Here is a 21,029-nt window from a genome sequence, read left to right as displayed (position 1 = left end):
ACCTGAGGACGGAACCCACCATGACAGCCGACCCCGGCCGCCGCATGCCCTTCAGCGGGCTGTGGGCACTCATCGCTTCCGCCGTCGCGCTGGCAGTGCTCGTCGCTGTGGCGATGGTCTCTACGGGCGCGGCGACCGCGGCCCGCTCCGAGCTCTTCCCCAGCCCCACGCCCACGGCGACGGTCCCCGCGTGGCTCGTGGCGCCGTCGTCCGCACCGACGCTGGCGGGTGCGACGCCGCTCTCCGCCTCCGCGCCGACCCCGGACCCCGCGTCACTCGCCAAGACGCTCGACGACAGGCTCAAGCCGGGCACGGGCAGTATCTCCGCCGCGGTGCTCGACGGTGCAACGGGGCGGACGCTCTACTCCAGGCAGGGCGGCGAACCGCGCGTGCCGGCGTCGAACCTCAAGCTCCTCACCGCGGCGGCCGCGCTCACGACCCTCGGCCCGGACGCGACGCTGCGCACGAGCGCGGTCCGCGGCTCAGACCCGGGGACCGTGGTGCTCGTGGGCGGCGGCGACGTCATGCTCGGGGCGGCCGAGTCGCAGCCGGACGCGGTCATGGGCCGCGCGGGGATGGCGACGCTCGCGGCCCAGACAGCAGCGGCGCTCACGCGAGCGCACGACGGCGCGGCCCCGCCTGCAGCGGTAACCGTCCGCCTCGACGACACCCTCTTCACGGGACCATCGATCAACCCCGCATGGGCCAAGGAGGACGTCGACGCAGGCGAGATCGCACCGCTGTACTCCCTCGCCCTCAACGCGGGCCGCTCCGCCCCCGGCGCGGCGGGACCTCGCCCCCAGGACTCCGCGATGGACGCCGCCAACGCATTCCGGGCGGCGCTCGCGAAGGCGCTCTCGGCGTCCGGCGTGAAGGTCGCTGACGGCGTCGAGCGGGCCGCGGCGCCCCGTGGCGGGGCCGAGCTCGCGTCCGTCGAGAGTGCCACGGTCGCGGAGCAGGCGGGTTACGCCCTGCGCGAGTCGGACAACTACGCGGCCGAGACCCTCGGCCGCCTCGCCTCGCACGCCGCCGGCGGACCCGCGAGCAACGACGGCGCCGTCGCGGCACTCAAGGCGGCCGCCGCGCGTATCCTCGGCAGCGCCGACGGCTTCCAGCTTTCCGACGCGTGCGGCCTCGCGATCGCAGACCGGGCGGCGCCCCTCGCGCTCGCGGGCCTCGTGCGCGCCATGGCCTCCGGGGCGGACCCGCGCCTGCGGGCCGCTCTCGACGGCCTCCCAGTGGCGGCCCTCGACGGAACGCTCGCCGGGCGGTTCGGGGGCACGACGGCGGGCGGGGCCGGCGTCGTGCGCGCCAAGACCGGGACACTCAACACGGTGACGGCGCTGAGCGGATATCTGGTCGACACGGACGGGCGGCTGCTCGTGTTCTCCTTCGTGGCCAACGATCTGGATCCGGGAGCCCGCGCGCAGGCCGTGTCTGCGGTCGACGCTGGGGCCGCCGCCCTGGCCGGCTGCGGCTGCCGGGGCTGATCGCCCGGCGCGAACGCCGCGGTTCAGGCGTGCCCCGACGGGGTGGAATGTCAGGGGGATGTGGTCGAATGGTGGCATGGATGCCCCGCAGATGGCTGGCCAACTGATCAACTGGGACCTCGCGGCCTCGACCGCGGCGCGCCTGACGCCCCCGGGGCCGGCACTGAGCCCCGCCGAGGCGAAGGACGTCGTGGACAGCCTCCGCCGCCTTGCGGATGCCTCGGTTCAGCACGTCCACCGCATTACGGGGCTCGCGGTCGCCGAGGATCTGCGGGACTCGCAACTGCTCATCGTGGACCGCGCGTCGTGGGCCAAGGCGAATTCGCAGGGCTTCGAGGTCATGATGGGCCCGGTCCTCACGAGCCTCGTAGAGAAGAAGGCGAGCGAGCTGACCCCGACCGCGGCCCGCGTGGGCGGAGCGATCACGGGCGCTCAGCTGGGCCTGATCCTCGCGTACCTCGCGAGCCGCGTCCTGGGCCAGTACGAGCCGTTCGCGGCCCTGGCCCCGGGATCGACGCTCCCCCCGGCCGGTCGGCTGCTGCTGGTCGCGCCCAACATCGTGCAGATCGAGCGGGAGCTCCGCGTGGACCCCGAGGACTTCCGCATGTGGGTGTGCCTCCACGAGCAGACCCACCGCGTCCAGTTCGCCGCCGCTCCCTGGCTGCGCGGGCACATGATCGAGCAGATCGGCCAGCTCAGCGAGAGCCTCGTGGGAAACGTGGACAGCCTCATGGAACGGGCGACGGCGGTCGCCAAGTCCCTGCGTGACCGCACTGACAGCCCGGCGAGCCTGCCCAGCAAGGGCGCCATCCTCGACCTCCTGCAGGATCCCGAGGAACGCGCCGCAATCTCTCACCTGACAGCCGTCATGAGCCTCCTCGAGGGCCACGCGAACGTGGTCATGGACGCTGTCGACGCGTCCGTCGTGCCGAGCGTCAAGACCATCCGGCAGCGCTTCCAGTCCCGCAGTGAGAACCGCGGTCCGATCGAGACGTTCGTCCGCCGGCTCCTCGGCATCGAGGCGAAGATGCGTCAGTACACGGACGGGCAGGCGTTCGTTCGCCACGTCGTCGACGCCGTGGGGATGGCTGGCTTCAACCGCGTGTGGGAGTCCGCAGAGAACCTGCCCACGGAGGAGGAGATCCACGACCCGGGGGCATGGACCGCCCGGATGGGGCTGTGAACGCGAGCACGGACAGGGACTCGGCCTCGCCGGGCAGGCGCCGGCTCCACCCCGCCGTCGGAAGCGCGCGCAACGCCGTGCGGGCCGCGCTCGAGGAGGCCGGCTGGCCGTCGAGAGTGCTCGTCGGATGCTCGGGAGGGCCTGACTCGCTCGCGCTCGCAGCCGCCGCCGCGCACTTCGCGCGGCGTGGCGAGGTCCCGGGCGTCGGCGGAGGGAGGCACGCGCTCGAGGTGGGCGCCGTCGTCGTCGACCATCAACTGCAGGAGGGCTCCGGCGAGGTCGCACGCACGACGGCGCGTGTGCTGGGCGAGCTCGGACTCTCGCCGGTGCGTGTGGTCGCCGTCGACGTCCAGCTGACGGGGGAGGGGCCCGAGGCCGCCGCCCGGACGGCACGGCTCGCGGCGCTCACCGCGGAGGCGGCGTCGTGGGGAGCGCAGGCTGTGCTCTTGGGCCATACCCTGGACGACCAGGCCGAGCAGGTGCTCCTTGGCCTTGCCCGAGGCTCCGGGCCGCGCGCTCTGGGGGCCATGCGGCGGGTGCGTGGGCTGTTCGTTCGGCCGTTCCTCGGCCTCCGTCGCGCTGACACGCTCGACGTCTGCGCGGCCGAGGGGCTCGAACCATGGTTCGACCCCACGAACGAGGACCCGCGGTTCATGAGGTCGAGGGTACGGAGCACGATCATGCCGTTCCTCGAGGCGGAGCTCGGGCCGGGCGTGGCACACGGCCTTGCCCGCACCGCAGCGCTCCTCGGCGCCGACGCCGACTACCTCGACGACGAGGCGCTCCGCATCTACAGGACCCTCGCCGAGGTCGGGCCGGACACTAGGGAGGTGACCCCGCATCCTCGGGAGGTGACCCCGCATCCCATTGTTCTTCCGATTGGCCCGCTCCTGGACCTCCCTCCGGCGCTGCGCGGACGCGTCCTCTCCCACGCGGTGACCGAGCTGGGAGGCCAGCCGACCTTCGAGCGGCTCGGCGCCCTCGAACGCCTGCTCGACCGACGGGGTTCGGCAGGCCCGATCGAGGTGCCGGGGCACGTGAGCGCCTACCGGGAGCCGCGGCGGAAGGGCGCCCCGCCGCCGGAGCGCGCGGGGAGGCTAGTCTTGGTATCGCACCGCTGACCCACAGGAGCCGCACGTGGAATCGACAGACGTCCAGTCAGACCTCAAGCATGTCCTCAAGTCCAAAGAGGAGATCCAGAACCGCATCGCGGAACTCGCCGCCGAGATCGACCGCGACTACGAGGGCCGCGACCTGCTGATCGTGGGCGTCCTCAAGGGCGCTGTCATGGTCATGGCCGATCTGGCCCGCGCCCTGCACTCCCACGTGACGATGGACTGGATGGCTGTGTCCTCGTACGGCTCGGGCACGCAGTCCTCGGGCGTCGTGCGGATCCTCAAGGATCTTGACACGGACCTCATGGGCAAGGATGTCCTGATTGTCGAGGACATCATCGACTCGGGCCTGACGCTCTCGTGGCTCAAGACCAACCTCGAGTCCCGCGGCACCGCGTCGGTCGAGATCTGCACGGCGTTCCGCAAGCCTGCCGCGGCGAAGGTCAAGATCCCGGTCAAGTACGTCGGCTTCGATATCCCCAACGAGTTCGTCGTGGGCTACGGACTCGACTACGCCGAGAAGTACCGCAACCTGGACTTCGTCGGCACGCTGGCACCGCACGTCTACGAGTAATTTCGCCCTCAGCGCACCGGGGCGCGATGTTGCCCCGCCCGGGGAACTTTTGCGTCGGGCCATGCGTGAACGGTTCCGAACGGTGTCATGCTGTGGGCACAGTCTGGTGCGCCGCAGTACTGGTGTGCATGAGGAGAAGGGACGGGGCACTGCCCCGAGTTCATGAAAGTCAAGAGCTTCGTCAAGGGTCCGGGCGTCTGGATCATCGTCGTGATCGTCCTGCTGCTACTCGCCTTCGGGACGCTCGCGCCGGGCGGAAGCACCCGCGTGGACACCTCGGTGGGGCTGCAGCTCCTCAAGGACGGCAAGGTCGGTCAGGCCAAGATCTACAACGGTGACGAGCGCGTCGACCTGGTCCTCAAGGACAACTACGTCGTCGACGGCCAGGACAAGGGCAAGAACGTCCAGTTCTACTTCATCACGCAGCGTGGCAACGACGTCATCACGGCGGTGAACAGCGCCAATCTTCCGCAGGGCTTCTCTGACCAGCCGGTGGAGAACAACTGGTTCAGTTCGATGCTGTCCCTCCTCATCCCCGTGGTGCTGCTGGGGGCGCTGTTCTGGTTCCTCCTCTCGCGCATGCAGGGCGGCGGCAGCCAGGTCATGAAGTTCGGGAAGTCCCGGGCGAAGATGATCACCAAGGACATGCCCCAGGTGACGTTCGCGGACGTTGCAGGCGCCGACGAGGCGGTCGAGGAGCTCCACGAGATCAAGGAGTTCCTGCAGGAGCCCGCCAAGTTCCAGGCGGTCGGCGCCAAGATCCCCAAGGGCGTGCTGCTCTACGGCCCTCCGGGAACCGGCAAGACGCTCCTCGCACGCGCCGTCGCCGGCGAGGCCGGCGTGCCCTTCTTCTCGATCTCCGGTTCCGATTTCGTCGAGATGTTCGTCGGTGTCGGCGCTTCCCGCGTCCGTGACCTCTTCGAACAGGCCAAGGCCAACGCCCCGGCGATCATCTTCGTCGATGAGATCGACGCCGTCGGCCGGCACCGCGGCGCCGGAATCGGCGGTGGCAACGACGAGCGCGAACAGACCCTGAACCAGCTCCTCGTCGAGATGGACGGCTTCGACCCCAAGGCCAACGTCATCCTCATCGCCGCGACGAACCGTCCCGACGTCCTCGACCCTGCACTCCTGCGTCCCGGCCGGTTCGATCGCCAGGTCCCTGTCGAGGCCCCGGACCTGCAGGGCCGCGAGCAGATCCTCACGGTTCACGCGAAGGGCAAGCCCATGGCGGGCGACGTTGATCTCCGGGGCGTTGCGAAGAAGACCCCGGGCTACACGGGCGCAGACCTCGCGAACGTGCTCAACGAGGCCGCGCTCCTCACCGCCCGCTCGAACGCGCAGCTCATCGACGACCGCGCCCTCGACGAGGCGATTGACCGCGTCATGGCCGGCCCGCAGAAGCGCTCCCGAGTCATGAAGGACCTCGAGCGCAAGATCACGGCGTACCACGAGGGCGGCCACGCGCTCGTCGCCGCGGCCCTGCGCAACTCGGCCCCGGTCACGAAGATCACGATCCTCCCGCGCGGCCGGGCCCTCGGCTACACGATGGTGGTCCCGGAGGAGGACAAGTACTCCGTGACCCGCAACGAGCTCCTGGACCAGCTGGCGTATGCGATGGGCGGCCGTGTCGCGGAGGAGATCGTGTTCCACGATCCCTCGACGGGCGCCTCGAATGACATCGAGAAGGCCACGAGCACGGCACGCAAGATGGTCACGCAGTACGGCATGAGCGAGCGGGTGGGCGCCGTCAAGCTCGGCCAGGGCGGCGGCGAGCCGTTCCTCGGACGCGACGCCGCGCATGAGCGCAACTACTCGGACCAGGTCGCGTACGTCGTGGACGAAGAAGTACGCCGGCTCATGGACCAGGCCCACGACGAGGCCTACGACATCCTCACCGACAACCGTGACGTCCTCGACCGCCTTGCCTCGGCCCTCCTGGACCGCGAGACGCTCAACCAGAGGGAGATCGCGGAGATCTTCACGGATGTGCGCAAGCGGGACTTCCGCGAGGTGTGGCTCTCCAAGGAGTCCCGACCGGTGCAGAACATCCCGCCGGTCGAGACCGAGGCCGAGCGCAAGGAGCGCGAGAACCAGGAGGAGGCCGCGGCCGCCAGGCGCGAGGAGCCGCTTGACGTCGGCATGGCGCACCACCCGCACGGAGAGCAGGAGTACGTGAAGGGCGATCGCGACGGAGAGTGACGGGCCTCAGGCCGACCTTCGAGCCGCGCACCGTTAGGATCTTGACGTGAATGACTTCGACGACGATGCCGTGTCCGAGCAGCCTCTGGGTGAGGGTATGGACCTCCCCCGCATCGAGGCGGCAGTCCGGGAGATCCTGATTGCTGTCGGCGAGGACCCGGACCGCAGCGGGCTCAAGGACACGCCGAAGCGGGTTGCCAAGGCCTACGCGGAGACGTTCGCCGGGCTCCGTCAGAGCCCGGACGACCTCCTCGCAGTCACATTCGACATGGATCATGAGGAGCTCGTGCTCGTCAAGGACATTCCGTTCTACTCGACGTGCGAGCACCATCTGGTACCGTTCCACGGGGTAGCCCACGTGGGCTACATTCCTTCGCATGACGGCCGGGTGACCGGGCTGAGCAAGCTGGCCCGCCTCGTGGACATCTACGCGCGCCGCCCTCAGGTCCAGGAGCGCCTTACCAGTCAGGTGGCGGATGCGATCGTGCACCACCTCCGGCCGCGCGGCGTGATCGTCGTCGTGAACTGCGAGCACATGTGCATGTCGATGCGCGGTGTCCGCAAGCCCGGCGCGCACACGGTCACGAGCGCCGTCCGGGGCCAACTGCATGACCCTGCAACCCGCGCCGAAGCCATGAGCCTCATTCTCGGAAGGTGAGTACGACGATGGACTCTCTCGCAGCAGCGCCCGGAACCGGGCCCAATACATCCCCGCTCCCGATCCTCCGCAAGCCGCGCGCCCGTGCGACCTTCGATGGCCTGCCGCGCGACCGCGCCGTGGTCATGGGGATCCTCAACGTCACGCCGGACTCGTTCAGCGACGGTGGCGAGTACGCAACCGCCGATTCAGCGATCGCCGCCGGTCTGCGCATGTTCTATGCCGGCGCGGACATCATCGACGTGGGCGGCGAGTCAACGCGGCCCGGCGCCGAGGAGGTGCCCGAGGACCTCGAGCAGGTGCGCGTGCTGCCGGTGGTCGAGGCGCTCGTCAAGGCCGGTGCGCTCGTCTCCGTGGACACCCGCCGGGCGAGCACGGCCCTCAAGGCCCTCGATGCCGGCGCGACCATCATCAACGACGTCTCCGGCCTCGCCGTGACGGACGAGATGATCCGCCTCGTCGCGGAGCGCAACGCCTACTACGTCCTCATGCACAACCGCGGCGACTCGAAGCACATGGACGGCCTGGCCTCCTACGGCGACGTGGTCGAGGACGTCATTGCCGAGACGCTGCAGATCCGCGACCGCCTCCGCGCCGGCGGCGTGAGCGACTCCCGGATCATCCTCGACCCGGGTCTCGGTTTCGCGAAGAACGGGCAGCAGAACTGGGAGCTCGTCAAGCACGTCTCGCGGTTCACCGCTCTGGGCCATCCCGTGCTTGTCGCGGCCTCCCGCAAGCGCTTCATCGGCGAGCTCCTCACGAGCGCCGGCAAGGCAGCTCCGCCCCTGGCCCGCGACGCGGCGACCGCCGCGATTACCGCCCTCGCGGCGGCGGCGGGCGCGTGGGGCGTGCGCGTGCACGACGTCGCGGCGAACCTCGACGCCGTCAAGGTCGCCGCCCGGGCAAAGGTCTAGGGCGAAGTGGGCATCCGGCCCGACCTCATCACCCTGACCGGGGTCTCGGCCGTCGGGCACCACGGTGTGTTCGACTTCGAGCGGCGCGATGGGCAGCCCTTTGTGGTCGACGCCGTGATGCACACAGACTTCGGCGCCGCGGCGTCGTCGGACGACCTCGCCCGGACGGCGAGCTACGGCGATGTCGCCGAGAGGATCGTCGCGATCATCGAGGGCGAGCCTGTGGACCTCATCGAGACGCTCGCCGTGCGACTGGCCGACGCGATCCTGGCCGAGTTCGGTCCGCTCGGCATCACCGCCGTCGAGCTCACCGTCCACAAGCCCAAGGCACCGATCGCGGTGCCGTTCACCGATGTCTCCGTGACCGTCTTCCGGGAGGGCCGCGATGCTGTCTGAGTCCAATCAAGGGACCGGACCGGTCTGGACCCGGTCGGTCCTGGCGCTCGGCAGCAATCTCGGCGCGCGTGCAGAGACCCTCGCGGAGGCGGTCGCTGACCTCGTCGACCGGCCCGAGGTGCGCCTCGTCGACGTCTCACCCGTGGTGCACACCAAACCGGTGGGCGGACCCGACGGCCAGCCGGACTTCCTCAACATGGTCATGATCATCGAGACGACCCTCGGCCCCTACGAGCTCCTCGAGCACTGCCACGAGGTCGAGGCCAAGCACCACCGCACACGGGAGGTCCGATGGGGTCCCCGGACCCTCGACATCGACATCATCACGTACGGCAACCTCCGCCTCGATGACCCGGACCTCACTATCCCCCACCCTCGCGCGGCCGAGCGGGCGTTCGTGCTGTTCCCCTGGGTCGTCATCGAGCCCCTCGCCGTGCTTGAGGGCCATCCGGTCGTAGAACTCCTCGAGGACTGCGCGGACGCCGAGGGAATCGAAGGGTATGACCTGCTGATGGACTCAGAGGCGCCGACCGCGGGGGGAAACCAGTGAAGCCGCTCAAGCCGTGGGTGCTCGTGATGGTGGCCGTCGTGATCGGCCTGGTGGGCGTTGCTGCCAACTCCTTCGCGGGGCGGAGCTCCGCCCCCACACCGGTCCTGCCCATCAGCGCCCTCGGGTCGATGGCCGTGATTGCTGTCGTGACCCTCGTGCTCGGCATTCGGGTGCTCCGTTGGCGCACGGGCCACCGAACCCGCATGCTCGATCCCATCTTCGCGGCCAGAACCCTCGTGCTCGCGCACGCGTGCGCCTACGCGGGCGCGGTGCTCCTCGGGTGGCACGGCGGGGTGATCGCGGACCAGATACCCCTGCTGGCCACCCGCATCACCGCACCCGTCGTGGAGGCAGCGCTGTTCATGATCGCCGGCGGGGTCGTCATGGTCGCGATCGGCTTCATCGTCGAGCGGTTCTGCCGCATCCCCCCTGAGGACATGGGCGACGACGAGGGGCTCTCCGAGGGCGGCCGGGCGCCAGACACCGAGGGCGGCCTTGCCTAGTCTGCAGCGCCCCGGACGCCTCGGCATCGGGATTATCGGTGCCGGAAAGGTTGGCGCGGTCCTCGGCGCGGCACTGCGCGCGGCCCAGCACGCCGTCGTCGGCGTCTCGGCGGTGTCCGAGGCGAGCCGCGAGCGCGCTGAGCTGCTCCTGCCCGGCGTGCCGATCCTCGAGATCCAGGACATCGTGGAGCGTGCCGAGCTCGTGCTGCTCGCCGTGCCCGATGATGCGCTGGGGCCGCTCGTGGTCGGCCTCGCGAAGCTGGGGGCCTGGCAGCCTGGCCAGCTCGTAGCGCACACCTCCGGGCGGCACGGCGTGGGGATCCTCGCGCCCGTGCGGGCGGCTGGCGCGATACCGCTTGCGATCCACCCCGCGATGACGTTCACGGGGATGTCGTTGGACCTCGCGCGCCTCACCGACTGCTGCTTCGGCGTCACGGCGGATCCGGCGATGCTGCCGATCGCCCAGGCGCTCGTCGTCGAGATGGGCGGCGAGCCCGTGGTCATCGCGGAGGGCGACCGTGCCGCGTACCACGCGGCCCTCGCCCATGGGTCGAACCACCTCGTCACGATCACCTCGCAGGCCGCGGAGATCCTTGGGCGCATCGGCGTTGCGGACCCCGCAGCAGTGCTCGGACCCCTCCTGCGCGCCTCGCTCGACAATGCCCTCGCAGCCGGCGAGTCCGCGCTCACGGGGCCGGTGGCGCGTGGCGACGCGGGCACGGTGGCCGCGCACGTCAGTGCGCTTGCGGAGTTCGCGGACGACGGCGCCGATATCCTTGACGCGTACCGGGCCATGGCCCACGCCACGGCCGTCCGCGCCGAGTGGCGGGGCCGGCTCAGCGCGAAGGCCCGCGCGGAGATCGAGAGGGCGCTCGAGGGCGCGAGAGAGTCCGATGAGGACAGGACGTCCGATAAGGACACGGAAGAGGACGAGTAATGCCTATCGAGATCGTGCACACACGAGCCGAGCTCCAGTCCGCGATCTCCCGGCACCTCGCGGGCAAAGGCCGGCGCGGAGCCGAGGGAACTCCCTCGCTCGGACTCGTGCCCACGATGGGAGCGCTCCATGATGGGCACCGCAGGCTGGCCGAGGCCGCGGTGGAGGGGAACGACGTCGTCGTCGCGTCGATCTTCGTCAACCCGCTCCAGTTCGGCGACCCGGTCGACCTCGAGCGCTACCCGCGCACTCTCCAGGCGGACGCGGCGCTCCTGGAGAAGGCTGGCGTCGATGTGGTGTTCGCGCCCGACCTCGAGGAGATGTACCCCGGCGGGGATCCCCTCGTGCGGGTGACTGCGGGGCCGCTGGCGTCCGCGTGGGAGGGAGCGTCGCGTCCCGGGCACTTCGACGGCGTGTGCACGGTCGTCGCAAAGCTCCTCCACCTCGCGCTTCCCGGCCCGGCAGCGGGGGCGCCGACGGTATTCCGCGCGTACTTCGGGCAGAAGGACGCACAGCAGGTCGCGATCGTGCGCCGCATGGTCAAGGACCTGAACTTCCCCGTCGAGATCGTCTCAGTCCCGATCGTGCGGGCCGAGGACGGGCTGGCCCTCTCGAGCCGCAACCAGTTCCTCTCGGAGGCCGACCGCGAGGCCGCCCTTGTGCTGTCCAGAGCACTCAGGCTCGTCGAGGAGCGCGCTGCCGCGCACGAGCCGCTTATGCCCGATGACGCCGTCGCCCTCATCGAGTCGCAGCCCGGCGTCCAGCTGGACTATTTCGACGTCGTGGACACCGACACCCTTGAGCCGCTCGCCTTCAACTGCAGGGAGACCCCGTTCACGGGCGAGGCGCTGGCGATCGTCGCGGCCAAGGTCGGGCCGGTGCGGCTCATCGACAACATGCCGTTGCGCGCCCGCTGACCCAGCGCGGTCAGCTCGAGAAGAACTCCGCGAGCCGGTCCACGAGCGGCTTGGCCGGCCGCGTCGGGGCGTCGTGGGCGAGCTTGGGCAGGACGTCGATGTCGGAGGCGGGCAGAATGCCGTCGAGCCTCCGGGCCGCTTCTCCGAAGTACTCGGGGCTCGCGCCGCCCACGAGGAACAGCGTCTCGAGGGGCAACTCGTCGAACCCCTTGGCCTCGGCGTCGGCGGCGATCACTGCGCGGATCTCGGCCGGGCCGGTCGGAAGGAGCTTGGACAGCTCCTTGCCGAGCGGCGTGCGGCTGCCGATCCGGTTCAGCACCGTGAGGATCGGCAGCGGAAGCTTGGCGATGGGGCCGGCGGTCTGGAGCCCGCGCAGCAGGACGGCGAGAGCCTTCTCCTCGTCCTTGGCCGCGAGGGCCGCCTCGAACTCCGGAATCCACTCGGCCTTGATACTGCCCTCGAACGAGATGATCGGGTCGTACACCGCGATCTGGCCGATCTTGAGCTCGCGCCCGGCATGCAGGACGATGCATCCGCCGTAGTTGTGGCCGAACACCGCGTCGCTCCCGGTGTGCTCGAGCACGGCGCCGAGGTCCGAGATCTCCGTGGCGAGCGAGTAGTCCGCCGGCTGTGGCGACGACGCGCCGCGGCCCCGGCGGTTGTACAGGTGCACGGGCGCCTGGAGCGCCTCGGCGAGCCGGAGCGCGAGTTCCTTGTACAGTTCCGCGGTCACCATCGATCCGTGCACGACGACGACGCCCCCTCGCGTCGTCATCCCGCCGTCCGGCGCGGTGAAGAGCTCGAGGGACGCCCCGTCGGGGGCGGTCACGGTGGACGAGGTCAGCTGGAGCGTGGCCATGCACCGAGCCTAGCCGCAATCGCTGGCATACCCCATCCAGAGGCGCAGGGCCGAGAAGTGACAACCGTTAGAATTGAAGATTGTGACCGCAGAGAACGCCCCCACTGAGAACAGGCCAAGCGCTGAGAACAGGCCTGGCTCGGAGCCCGCCGACGCCAGCGAGCAGATGCACATCCGCCGCGACAAGCGTGAGAAGCTCTTGGCGAACGGCGAGGCGCCCTACCCGGTCACGCTTCCGCGCACGCATTCGCTCGCCGAGGTCCGCGCGAAGTACCCCGAGCTCGAGCCGGACGCGGCCACGGGGGACAAGGTCGGCGTCGTCGGCCGCGTGGTGTTCATCCGGAACACCGGCAAGCTCTGCTTCGCCACCCTCCAAGAGGGCGACGGTACGCGTCTTCAGGCCATGCTGAGCCTCGCGAACGTCGGCGAGCAGCGGCTCGCGGACTGGAAGGCCCTCGTGGACCTCGGTGACCATGTGTTCGTCTCGGGCGAGGTCATCTCGTCCCGGCGCGGCGAGCTCTCGGTCATGGTCGACGCATGGCAGATGGCCTCAAAGGCCCTGCGCCCCATGCCGACCCTCCACGCCGACCTCAACGAGGAGACGCGCGTCCGCCAGCGGTACGCAGACCTCATGGTTCGCGAAGAGGCGCGTCAGATGGTCTACACGCGTGCCAAGATCACCAAGACCGTCCGCGAGACCCTTGAGTCCCGCGGCTATGTCGAGGTCGAGACCCCGATGCTCAACCTGATCCACGGCGGCGCGACGGCGCGCCCGTTCGAGACGCACCTCAATGCGTTCGACCAGCACATGACCCTGCGCATCGCCACCGAGCTGTACCTCAAGCGCGCCGTGGTCGGGGGCATCGAGCGGGTCTACGAGATCGGGCGGGTGTTCCGGAACGAGGGCGTCGACTCCACCCACAGCCCCGAGTTCACGACACTCGAGTGCTACGAGGCGTATGCGGACCAGTTCGTCATGGCCGACCGCATGAAGGAGATCATCCTCAATGTCGCAGACGTGGTCGGCACGCGGCAGATCGAGACCTCCGAGGGAACGATCGACCTCGACGGCGAGTGGAGGTGGCTCGGCGTGTACCCGGGCCTGTCCGAGGCGGTAGGGGAAGAGGTCACGCCCGACACCCCGCTTGAGCGGCTCCTCGAGATCGGCGACGCGCACGGCGTCAAGACCGACGCCCTGTGGACACAGGAGAAGGCCGTCGTCGAGCTGTTCGGCGAGATCGTCGAGCCCACGCTCCTCAACCCGACGTTCGTGTACGACTACCCGCCCTCGGCCCAGCCGCTCGCGCGTCCGCACCGCGAGGATCCCCGGCTCATCGAGGCTTGGGACCTCATCATCGGCGGTATGGAGCGCGGCACCGCGTTCTCCGAGCTCATCGACCCCGTGATCCAGCGTGAACGGCTCACCGAGCAGTCGCGGCTCGCTGCGGAGGGCGATGACGAGGCCATGGCCCTCGACGAGGACTTCCTCCGTGCGCTCGAATACGGGGCACCGCCCATGGGCGGCATCGGTCTCGGCATCGACCGGCTGGTCATGCTCTTCACCCAGACCGGCATCCGCGAGACCATTCTCTTTCCCCTTCTCAAGCCGGAGGCCAACTGATGGATTACGTGCTCGTCCTTCTTCCCCCGCTCCTGGTCGGCGGAATATTCTGGTTCGCGATGCGCGCCATCTTCAATGCGGACAAGTCCGAGCGCGAGGCTCTTGCGAAGGCCGAGCGGGAGTACGACGAGACCGGCAGCAATTGATCTTCTGATCTTCTGAGCTTCCATTAGTACCTTGTCTGCGTGTTTCTTTGACGCGTGGGCATTGTTGGCGGCATACTGTGTTTGTTTCCACCGGATGGCAATTCGTTATGGCCCACCCAGCGATGACACGGAAGAGAGCCTTATATGGCACAGAAGGTCCAGATCATTCTCGAGGACGACATCGACGGCGGCAAGGCCGACGAGACCGTCCGCTTCAGTCTCGACGGGTCCAGCTACGAGATCGATCTCTCGACGGCGAATGCCGAGAAGCTCCGCGGCGCACTTGCCGAGTTCATTTCCGCAGGCCGCAAGGCAACGGCGTCCCGCCCGAGTGCGGTTCAGCGTGCCCGCGCTGCATCATCTGGTGCGCGCAATTCAGATTCGGCGAAGATCCGCCAGTGGGCCCGCGACAATGGCTACAACGTGAATGCCCGCGGACGCATCCAGCAAGAGGTCCAGGAGGCCTATCACCGCGCCAACGGCTGATTTCGGTGTGAATTTGAGTATGGCCGCGGTTCGGCGGCAAGGAAATCCCGGTGCTGCGGCACCGGGATTTCCTGCTTCCCGGCCATCGGTGCCGCAAATATTCTCACGTGAGGCGCACGACGGCGCCCCGCACCGGCGCGCTCGAGGCGAGCGGGCGGCGTCGTGCGCGCGGTCTGCTGTTCACCCTGTGGCGAACACCCCTTTCGCGCGGCCCCCCGGCACGTAGCATCGAAGCTACGCAGTGCACCCAAGCTAAACCGGGGAGTTCGAGCAATGTTCGAGAGATTCACAGACCGCGCCCGTCGCGTGGTGGTGCTGGCCCAAGAAGAGGCCCGCATGCTTAACCACAACTACATCGGCACCGAGCACATCCTCCTGGGATTGATCCACGAGGGTGAAGGAGTCGCGGCCAAGGCTCTCGAGTCCCTGAGCATCTCCCTCGATGGGGTCCGCGAGCAGGTGCAGGAGATCATCGGCCAGGGCCAGCAGGCCCCGTCCGGCCACATCCCCTTCACTCCGCGTGCCAAGAAGGTGCTTGAGCTCTCGCTCCGCGAGGCGCTCCAGCTCGGCCACAACTACATCGGTACTGAGCACATCCTGCTCGGCCTCATCCGTGAGGGCGAGGGCGTGGCAGCCCAGGTGCTGGTCAAGCTCGGCGCGGACCTCAACCGCGTGCGCCAGCAGGTCATCCAGCTCCTGTCCGGATACCAGGGCAAGGAATCGGCCTCGACCGGCGCCGGCCCGGGCCAGCCCGAGGGCACGCCCGCGGGTTCGGTGGTGCTGGACCAGTTCGGCCGCAACCTCACCCAGGCCGCGCGGGAGAACAAGCTCGACCCGGTGATCGGGCGCGAGCACGAGATGGAACGCGTCATGCAGGTCCTCTCGCGCCGCACCAAGAACAACCCGGTCCTCATCGGCGAGCCCGGCGTCGGCAAGACCGCCGTCGTGGAGGGCCTCGCGCAGGCTATTGTGCGCGGTGACGTCCCGGAGACCATCAAGGACAAGCAGCTGTACACGCTTGACCTCGGTTCGCTCGTGGCAGGCTCGCGCTACCGCGGTGACTTCGAGGAGCGCCTGAAGAAGGTGCTCAAGGAGATCCGCACGCGCGGCGACATCATCCTGTTCATCGACGAGATCCACACCCTCGTCGGTGCTGGTGCGGCCGAGGGCGCGATCGACGCAGCGAGCATCCTCAAGCCGATGCTGGCCCGCGGGGAGCTCCAGACCATCGGCGCGACCACGCTGGACGAGTACCGCAAGCACATCGAGAAGGACGCCGCGCTCGAGCGCCGGTTCCAGCCGATCCAGGTGTCGGAGCCGAACGTTGCCCTCGCGATCGAGATCCTCAAGGGCCTCCGCGACCGCTACGAGGCGCACCACCGCGTGACCATCACGGACGGGGCCCTGGCCGCAGCCGCCAACCTTTCCGAGCGGTACATCTCGGACCGGTTCCTGCCGGACAAGGCGATCGACCTCATCGATGAGGCGGGCGCGCGCCTGCGCATCCGCCGCATGACGGCGCCGCCGGAGCTCAAGGCCCTCGACGAGCGCATCGCGGGGCTCAAGCTCGAGAAGGAGTCCGCGATCGACGCGCAGGACTTCGAGGGTGCCGCCTCGCTGCGCGACAAGGAGCAGAAGCTCATCACCGAGCGCGCCGAGCGTGAGCGCGCCTGGAAGTCGGGCGACATGGACGGCGTGGCCGAGGTGGACGAGGACCTGATCGCCGAGGTGCTCGCGAACTCGACCGGCATCCCGGTGTTCAAGCTCACCGAGGAGGAGTCGAGCCGCCTGCTCCACATGGAGGACGAGCTGCACAAGCGCGTCGTCGGGCAGGACGATGCCATCAAGGCACTGTCCCGCTCGATCCGCCGCACGCGTGCGGGCCTCAAGGATCCGAAGCGTCCGGGCGGGTCGTTCATCTTCGCTGGCCCGACCGGCGTCGGCAAGACCGAGCTCGCCAAGGCACTCGCCGAGTTCCTGTTCGGCGAAGAGGACGCGCTCATCACGCTGGACATGTCCGAGTTCTCCGAGAAGCACACGGTCTCGCGGCTCTTCGGCGCCCCTCCGGGATACGTCGGATATGAGGAGGGCGGCCAGCTCACCGAGAAGGTCCGCCGCCGCCCGTTCTCGGTGGTGCTGTTCGACGAGGTGGAGAAGGCCCACGCTGACCTGTTCAACTCGCTCCTGCAGATCCTCGAAGACGGCCGTCTGACCGATTCGCAGGGCCGTGTCGTGGACTTCAAGAACACCGTGATCATCATGACCACGAACCTCGGCACCCGGGACATCTCCAAGGGCGTCATGACGGGCTTCCAGTCCGGCACCGACACCAAGACCGGCTACGAGCGCATCAAGGCGCGCGTGACGGAAGAGCTCAAGCAGCACTTCCGCCCCGAGTTCCTGAACCGTGTCGATGACATCGTCGTGTTCCCGCAGCTGACGCAGGAGGAGATCATCGAGATCGTCGATCTCATGATTGCCCGCCTCGAGCAGCGGCTCAAGGACAAGGACATGGGCATCGAGCTCACGCAGAAGGCCAAGGTCCTGCTCGCCACGCGAGGCTACGACCCGGCCATGGGCGCCCGCCCGCTGCGCCGCACGATCCAGTCCGAGATCGAGGACCAGCTGTCGGAGAAGATCCTCTTCGGCGACCTCTCTGCCGGCGACATCGTTGTGGTGGATGTCGAGGGCGACGGCGACGACGCGAAGTTCACGTTTGCTGGAACTCCGCGCCCTGAGGTCCCTGAGGTCGTGTCCCTGGCCAAGGGCCCAGGCGGCAAGGAGATCGGCGCGTAGCGCTCCTCGGCGGCTTCGAGCACGCACGACGACGGCCCCCCGCCTCTTGGAGGCGGGGGGCCGTTGGCGTCCGATGAGTTGCCCAGGACGGGGCGCCGTCGTGCGATTCGGGTCGCTACGCTGGCCCCATCGTCCCTGTCATCTCGCGGAGGGCTCCGGAGGGCTGGCTTGGGGCGACGCTGTTCACCACTCGGTAGGTGAGGATCTCGGTCCCAGCCACCTCGTCTCCGTCGTCTGGGGCGACGTGCAGGAGCGGGATGCCGTCCGAATCGCGGGTCAGGACGAACGGGTTCCGCAGGACGCTGTGCCCCGCGGCGCTGAACACGGGGACAGGGACCTCGGCCTCGATCCTGCGCGCGGAGAAGTCCAGGACGGTTAGCCCTCCCAACTCGTACTTCGCCCCCTCCGCGTCGGGAAGCTCGGCGATGCCCCCGCAGATGAGCCGCGACCCTCCGTCGTACTGGGCCTCCTGGAAGTCGACGTGCCAGCTCGGGTTGTCCCAGACCTCAGACTCGTGGACCGCTGCTCCGGCGTCGAGGTTCCAGCGGTAGAGGCGCCGCGAGCCCCAGCTGGCGCCATAGAGCGCGCCTGATTCCGGAGCGGGCGCGAGCCATGTGATGTGGTCGTCGACCTCGAAACGCTCGGTGAGCTCGAGGCTGTGCGGATCGAGCGTGTAGACGACGCTCCGGCTGTCGGCGCGGTATTCGCCGACGGGCACCCAGAGGAGCGATCCCGCATGGTCGATCCCGCTCGGGTGGTACGCGTCACCGGCGCCCACGATGAGGTCCGCGGCGAGGGTCCCATCCGGTTCGATGACGAGAACGTGGCCCCGGCCTCGTCCCGGCGTTCGGCGAGCCGGGTCACCGTCGGCGTCGGGGAGTGGGCGGGGCGGATCGAGGACTTCGACCGTGGTGAGGAAGATACGACCAGCCGCGAACGCCATACCTTGAGGGTGGTGGGTGGCGAAGCGCAGAGGCAGTCGATTGACTAGTTCGAACCGGGTGCGCCGGGTCCATGTCGCGACCTCCGCGGAGAGGCTGCCATCACGTACTGGTTCAGACCACATGGCTCACCTCCCTGGCAGCCCGTCGTGCAGAGGACCAGACCGCGTAGAGCTCGGCCGCATAGTCAGGATGCGCGGCGAGGAACGCGCGCTCCGGCCAGGCCGTCTCCTGGCCGGCGTCATCGAGGATGACCCCTCCAGCTTCGCGGATGATCAGGGTGGACGCAAGGTGATCGACCGGGCTGAAGCGCTCAATCACCGTTCCCACACCCCGCCCGGCGGCAGGACCGGCAACGGCAAGGGCCCCCGATCCCATCAGGCGTGCGGTGCAGAAGCGATCGCGGAGCCCAGTGAAGAAGGCGTCCATGCCGGGCCACGAAGCGTGGCCCTCAAGCTCGGTGCAGACGATCTTCCCGCTGAGGTCGGAGCGCGTGCCGGTGGTACGTAGCTCGAGGCGGTCGCCGTCGGCTTCGGCGCCGTAGCCGGTGACGGCTGCGAGGACGTTCCCGCGCCATATGTCGGCTACTACGGCGACGAGGGGCTCGTGGTCGATGGCGAGGGCGAGTGAGAAGGCGGTCCATGGCATGCCGTTGGCGAGGTTCGCGGTCCCGTCGACTGGGTCGACGTACCAGCACGGCACCCCCGGCGCCGGGGTGCCGCCGAGTTCTTCGCCGACCACGAGGTGGCCGGGGAGACGGGCGGCGATGACCTGGCGGACGTGCTGCTCGACGGCGAGGTCCACTTCGGTGACGTGGTCGGCGGGGTTGGCCTTGGTGCGGACGCGGCCGAGGTTGGCTTGGCGGGTGTAGTCGATGGCCCAGAGGGCCAGCTCGTGGGCCACGGCGGCTGCCGCCGCGAGCTCATCGCCCGGGAGGTGCCTCGGGTGCGGTGCCGAGGCCCAGGCGGCCGGGCCCTCGGCGATGACGGTCCGGAGGACGGAGAGGCGGTTGGTGGTGACCGCGTCCACCCCGAGGGCGAGTGCCCAGCGCATGCCGTCCTCGGTGTCGACCGTCCAGCAGGCCGCGAGTGCGCCCGCGGCGTGGGCGGCGTCGACGAGCGCCTGGCTGAGGACGGCGTAGTCGGAGTTCACGGCGTGCGGGCGCAGCCGTGCAAGGAGCTCGGCCGGCGGCAGGTCGCGGCGGTTCCAGGGGAGCCACACGCTCGCGTCCGCGTCGAGGCCGCGCACGATCGTCATGGCCTCGAGGTTCCCGCACCATGCGACGCGGGCTGGTTCGGTGCCCGCTGCGCGCGCGTCCTGGGCATGACTGCGGACGACGGCGACGCTCGCCTGGGCGGGGCCGGGCTCGTCCATGTCGATGAGCAGCACGGAGCCGGTGCCCGCGACGAGGTCGAGGGCGTCGGAGAGGAGCGGGATGCGGTGGTCCTTGCCTTCGCCCCGGCCCAGGGCCGCGACGTCTGCCCAGTCCACGTCCCCGATGTCCCGCGGGTCCTCCCACATCCGCTCGAGGGTGGGGTCGTGGAGGAGCACTGCGTACCCGTCGCGGGTGAGCCGGACGTCGACCTCGACGAAGTCCGCGCCGGCTTCGACGGCCGCCCGGACGGCTGCCAGGGTGTTCTCGCGGTGCTGCTCCACGTCGCCGCGGTGCGCGGTCACCAGCGGCGCGGCGGCCGTCGTGGGCGACGTTGCGTCGTTCACGCGCCGTCCCCCGTGGTGACAAGCCTGCCGTCCTCGAAGGTGAGCCATTTGGTGACCCGCGCGTGGCCGCGGGTCCCGACGGGGGGCGGGTTGCCGGTGGCGTAGCTGCGCAGGCTGGCGTCGTCGCGGGTGAGGTGGACCTCGGTGAAGTGGCCGCGGGGGACGACGCGGTGGACTGTGGCGGGGATCCCCTCGCTGCCGGTGCTGTGCTTGGCGGCGTCGGCGGAGCCGGGGGTGAAGACGACGTCCTCGGGGCGGATGCCGACCACGCCGGCGCCGGGGATGATGCGGCCGTCCTGGAGGCGGCCTTGGAGGCGGTTGAGGCTGCCGATGAAGGTCGCGACGAACTCGGTGGCGGGGGTGCTGTAGAGCTGGGCGGGGGTGCTGAACTGCTCGATGCGGCCGGCGTTCATGACCGCGATCCGGTCCGACATGGACATGGCCTCCTCCTGGTCGTGGGTGACGATCAGGGTCGTGATGCCCAGTCGCTGCTGGATCTCGCGGATGTCCTCGCGGACCTTCACGCGCAGCTTCGCGTCCAGGTTGGACAGCGGCTCGTCCAGGAGGAGGAGCTCGGGCTCCTGGACGAGCGCGCGGGCCAGGGCGGTGCGCTGCTGCTCCCCGCCGGAGATCCGCGCGGGCCGGGAGTCCTTGTGGTGCAGGAGGTTCACCAGGGCCAGGGCCGCGTCGACGCGCTCGGCGATCTCTGCTCTGGGCCGCTTGCGGAGCCTGAGCGGGAAGGCGACGTTCTTCGCGACGGTCATGTGGGGCCAGAGGGCGTAGTTCTGGAAGACCATGGCGCTGGGGCGCTGCTCGGGGCCGAGGTGGACGACCTCGCGGCCGCCGACCTTGATGGATCCCGCATCGGGGGCCAGGAAGCCCGCGATCATGCGCAGGGTGGTGGTCTTGCCGCAGCCGGATGGGCCGAGCAGGGAGACGAGCTCGCCCGGCTGGACGCTCATGTGGAGGCTGTCGATGATGGTCCGCCCGCCCAGGGCCTTGTGCAGGCCGGTGATGTCGAG

The 21,029-nt window shown here is 69.4% G+C and carries 20 protein-coding genes; 16 read left to right on the top strand and 4 right to left on the bottom strand.

Translation table 11 applies throughout. The features are described 5' to 3' along the window. The first annotated feature begins 20 nt into the window (after window positions 1-20). The 12 genes from RBS60_RS19515 (at window position 21) to panC (ending at window position 11,439) form a co-directional block, all read left to right on the top strand. On the top strand, window positions 21-1,490 hold the full coding sequence (locus RBS60_RS19515) for a D-alanyl-D-alanine carboxypeptidase (RefSeq protein ID WP_307959201.1): 1,470 nt from the start codon (window positions 21-23) through the stop codon (window positions 1,488-1,490). 76 nt (window positions 1,491-1,566) lie between these two features. Then, the gene (locus RBS60_RS19510) at window positions 1,567-2,673 is read left to right on the top strand and encodes a zinc-dependent metalloprotease (RefSeq protein ID WP_307959200.1); all 1,107 of its coding nucleotides are present in this window, start codon (window positions 1,567-1,569) and stop codon (window positions 2,671-2,673) included. Window positions 2,674-2,750: 77 nt separating this feature from the next. After that, window positions 2,751-3,794: a tRNA lysidine(34) synthetase TilS gene (tilS, locus tag RBS60_RS19505; protein WP_307959221.1), complete on the top strand. Its 1,044-nt coding sequence runs from the start codon at window positions 2,751-2,753 to the stop codon at window positions 3,792-3,794. A gap of 16 nt (window positions 3,795-3,810) precedes the next feature. Continuing rightward, entirely contained in the window at window positions 3,811-4,362 is a 552-nt protein-coding gene (hpt, locus tag RBS60_RS19500) for a hypoxanthine phosphoribosyltransferase (protein WP_307959199.1), read from the top strand. Window positions 4,363-4,524: 162 nt separating this feature from the next. Continuing rightward, window positions 4,525-6,564 (top strand): ATP-dependent zinc metalloprotease FtsH, encoded by a 2,040-nt coding sequence (gene ftsH / locus RBS60_RS19495; RefSeq protein WP_307959198.1) that lies wholly within the window; start codon window positions 4,525-4,527, stop codon window positions 6,562-6,564. Window positions 6,565-6,610: 46 nt separating this feature from the next. Next, complete coding sequence (folE, locus tag RBS60_RS19490) at window positions 6,611-7,222, top strand: GTP cyclohydrolase I FolE (protein ID WP_374049318.1); 612 nt, start codon at window positions 6,611-6,613, stop codon at window positions 7,220-7,222. Window positions 7,223-7,230: 8 nt separating this feature from the next. Further along, entirely contained in the window at window positions 7,231-8,136 is a 906-nt protein-coding gene (gene folP, locus RBS60_RS19485) for a dihydropteroate synthase (RefSeq protein WP_307959219.1), read from the top strand. Window positions 8,137-8,142: 6 nt separating this feature from the next. Continuing rightward, window positions 8,143-8,532 (top strand): dihydroneopterin aldolase, encoded by a 390-nt coding sequence (gene folB / locus RBS60_RS19480; RefSeq protein ID WP_307959197.1) that lies wholly within the window; start codon window positions 8,143-8,145, stop codon window positions 8,530-8,532. Beyond that, a complete protein-coding gene (gene folK / locus RBS60_RS19475) occupies window positions 8,522-9,082 on the top strand; it encodes a 2-amino-4-hydroxy-6-hydroxymethyldihydropteridine diphosphokinase (protein ID WP_307959196.1) in 561 nt (186 codons plus the stop codon). The genes folB and folK overlap by 11 nt, the downstream gene beginning before the upstream one ends. Next, window positions 9,079-9,585: a DUF3180 domain-containing protein gene (locus RBS60_RS19470; protein ID WP_307959195.1), complete on the top strand. Its 507-nt coding sequence runs from the start codon at window positions 9,079-9,081 to the stop codon at window positions 9,583-9,585. The genes folK and RBS60_RS19470 overlap by 4 nt, the downstream gene beginning before the upstream one ends. Before the next feature lies 1 nt (window position 9,586). Further along, on the top strand, window positions 9,587-10,522 hold the full coding sequence (locus RBS60_RS19465) for a DUF2520 domain-containing protein (protein ID WP_307959218.1): 936 nt from the start codon (window positions 9,587-9,589) through the stop codon (window positions 10,520-10,522). Beyond that, window positions 10,522-11,439, top strand: a complete 918-nt coding sequence (gene panC, locus RBS60_RS19460; protein WP_307959194.1) for a pantoate--beta-alanine ligase — start codon at window positions 10,522-10,524, stop codon at window positions 11,437-11,439. The genes RBS60_RS19465 and panC overlap by 1 nt, the downstream gene beginning before the upstream one ends. A gap of 10 nt (window positions 11,440-11,449) precedes the next feature. Here panC and RBS60_RS19455 read toward each other — a convergent pair whose 3' ends face one another. Further along, window positions 11,450-12,298, bottom strand: coding sequence for an alpha/beta hydrolase (locus RBS60_RS19455; RefSeq protein ID WP_307959193.1), 849 nt, complete (start codon window positions 12,296-12,298; stop codon window positions 11,450-11,452). A 166-nt stretch (window positions 12,299-12,464) separates the two neighbouring features. Between RBS60_RS19455 and lysS the strand changes: the two genes are divergently transcribed. The 4 genes from lysS to RBS60_RS19435 all read left to right on the top strand — a co-directional run bounded on the left by lysS (window position 12,465) and on the right by RBS60_RS19435 (window position 17,347). Beyond that, window positions 12,465-13,919 carry a lysine--tRNA ligase gene (gene lysS, locus RBS60_RS19450; RefSeq protein ID WP_307959217.1) on the top strand — a complete coding sequence of 485 codons (1,455 nt, stop codon included), beginning with the start codon at window positions 12,465-12,467 and terminating at the stop codon, window positions 13,917-13,919. After that, window positions 13,919-14,065: a hypothetical protein gene (locus RBS60_RS19445; protein WP_307959192.1), complete on the top strand. Its 147-nt coding sequence runs from the start codon at window positions 13,919-13,921 to the stop codon at window positions 14,063-14,065. Before lysS ends, RBS60_RS19445 begins: the two co-directional genes overlap by 1 nt. 144 nt (window positions 14,066-14,209) lie before the next feature. Continuing rightward, on the top strand, window positions 14,210-14,551 hold the full coding sequence (locus tag RBS60_RS19440) for an Lsr2 family protein (protein WP_307959191.1): 342 nt from the start codon (window positions 14,210-14,212) through the stop codon (window positions 14,549-14,551). Between the two features lie 273 nt (window positions 14,552-14,824). Then, on the top strand, window positions 14,825-17,347 hold the full coding sequence (locus RBS60_RS19435; protein ID WP_307959190.1) for an ATP-dependent Clp protease ATP-binding subunit: 2,523 nt from the start codon (window positions 14,825-14,827) through the stop codon (window positions 17,345-17,347). 115 nt (window positions 17,348-17,462) lie between these two features. Here the strand turns inward: RBS60_RS19435 and RBS60_RS19430 are convergent, their stop codons facing one another. The 3 genes from RBS60_RS19430 to RBS60_RS19420 form a co-directional block, all read right to left on the bottom strand. Then, on the bottom strand, window positions 17,463-18,413 hold the full coding sequence (locus RBS60_RS19430) for a DUF6454 family protein (RefSeq protein WP_307959189.1): 951 nt from the start codon (window positions 18,411-18,413) through the stop codon (window positions 17,463-17,465). Next, complete coding sequence (locus RBS60_RS19425) at window positions 18,403-20,007, bottom strand: inositol monophosphatase family protein (RefSeq protein ID WP_307959188.1); 1,605 nt, start codon at window positions 20,005-20,007, stop codon at window positions 18,403-18,405. Before RBS60_RS19425 ends, RBS60_RS19430 begins: the two co-directional genes overlap by 11 nt. After that, window positions 20,004-21,029, bottom strand: a 1,026-nt coding sequence (locus RBS60_RS19420; RefSeq protein ID WP_307959187.1) for an ABC transporter ATP-binding protein, incomplete at its 5' end; no start/stop codon positions are given. The genes RBS60_RS19420 and RBS60_RS19425, both read right to left, overlap by 4 nt.

Source organism: Sinomonas sp. ASV486 (assembly GCF_030908215.1).
GTDB classification, from domain to species: Bacteria; Actinomycetota; Actinomycetes; order Actinomycetales; family Micrococcaceae; genus Sinomonas; species Sinomonas puerhi.
This window is presented reverse-complemented; position numbering and strand designations above follow the sequence as displayed.

Bases quoted from the DNA above. Each gene is read 5' to 3' on its own strand.
- ftsH (WP_307959198.1), top strand. From the start codon at position 4,525: ATGAAAGTCAAGAGCTTCGTCAAGGGTCCGGGCGTCTGGATCATCGTC.
- RBS60_RS19435 (WP_307959190.1), top strand. From the start codon at position 14,825: ATGTTCGAGAGATTCACAGACCGCGCCCGTCGCGTGGTGGTGCTGGCC.
- RBS60_RS19440 (WP_307959191.1), top strand. From the start codon at position 14,210: ATGGCACAGAAGGTCCAGATCATTCTCGAGGACGACATCGACGGCGGC.
- RBS60_RS19430 (WP_307959189.1), bottom strand. From the start codon at position 18,413: ATGTGGTCTGAACCAGTACGTGATGGCAGCCTCTCCGCGGAGGTCGCG.
- lysS (WP_307959217.1), top strand. From the start codon at position 12,465: ATGCACATCCGCCGCGACAAGCGTGAGAAGCTCTTGGCGAACGGCGAG.
- RBS60_RS19445 (WP_307959192.1), top strand. From the start codon at position 13,919: ATGGATTACGTGCTCGTCCTTCTTCCCCCGCTCCTGGTCGGCGGAATA.
- folP (WP_307959219.1), top strand. From the start codon at position 7,231: ATGGACTCTCTCGCAGCAGCGCCCGGAACCGGGCCCAATACATCCCCG.
- panC (WP_307959194.1), top strand. From the start codon at position 10,522: ATGCCTATCGAGATCGTGCACACACGAGCCGAGCTCCAGTCCGCGATC.
- RBS60_RS19455 (WP_307959193.1), bottom strand. From the start codon at position 12,298: ATGGCCACGCTCCAGCTGACCTCGTCCACCGTGACCGCCCCCGACGGG.
- folK (WP_307959196.1), top strand. From the start codon at position 8,522: ATGCTGTCTGAGTCCAATCAAGGGACCGGACCGGTCTGGACCCGGTCG.
- RBS60_RS19515 (WP_307959201.1), top strand. From the start codon at position 21: ATGACAGCCGACCCCGGCCGCCGCATGCCCTTCAGCGGGCTGTGGGCA.
- RBS60_RS19510 (WP_307959200.1), top strand. From the start codon at position 1,567: ATGGATGCCCCGCAGATGGCTGGCCAACTGATCAACTGGGACCTCGCG.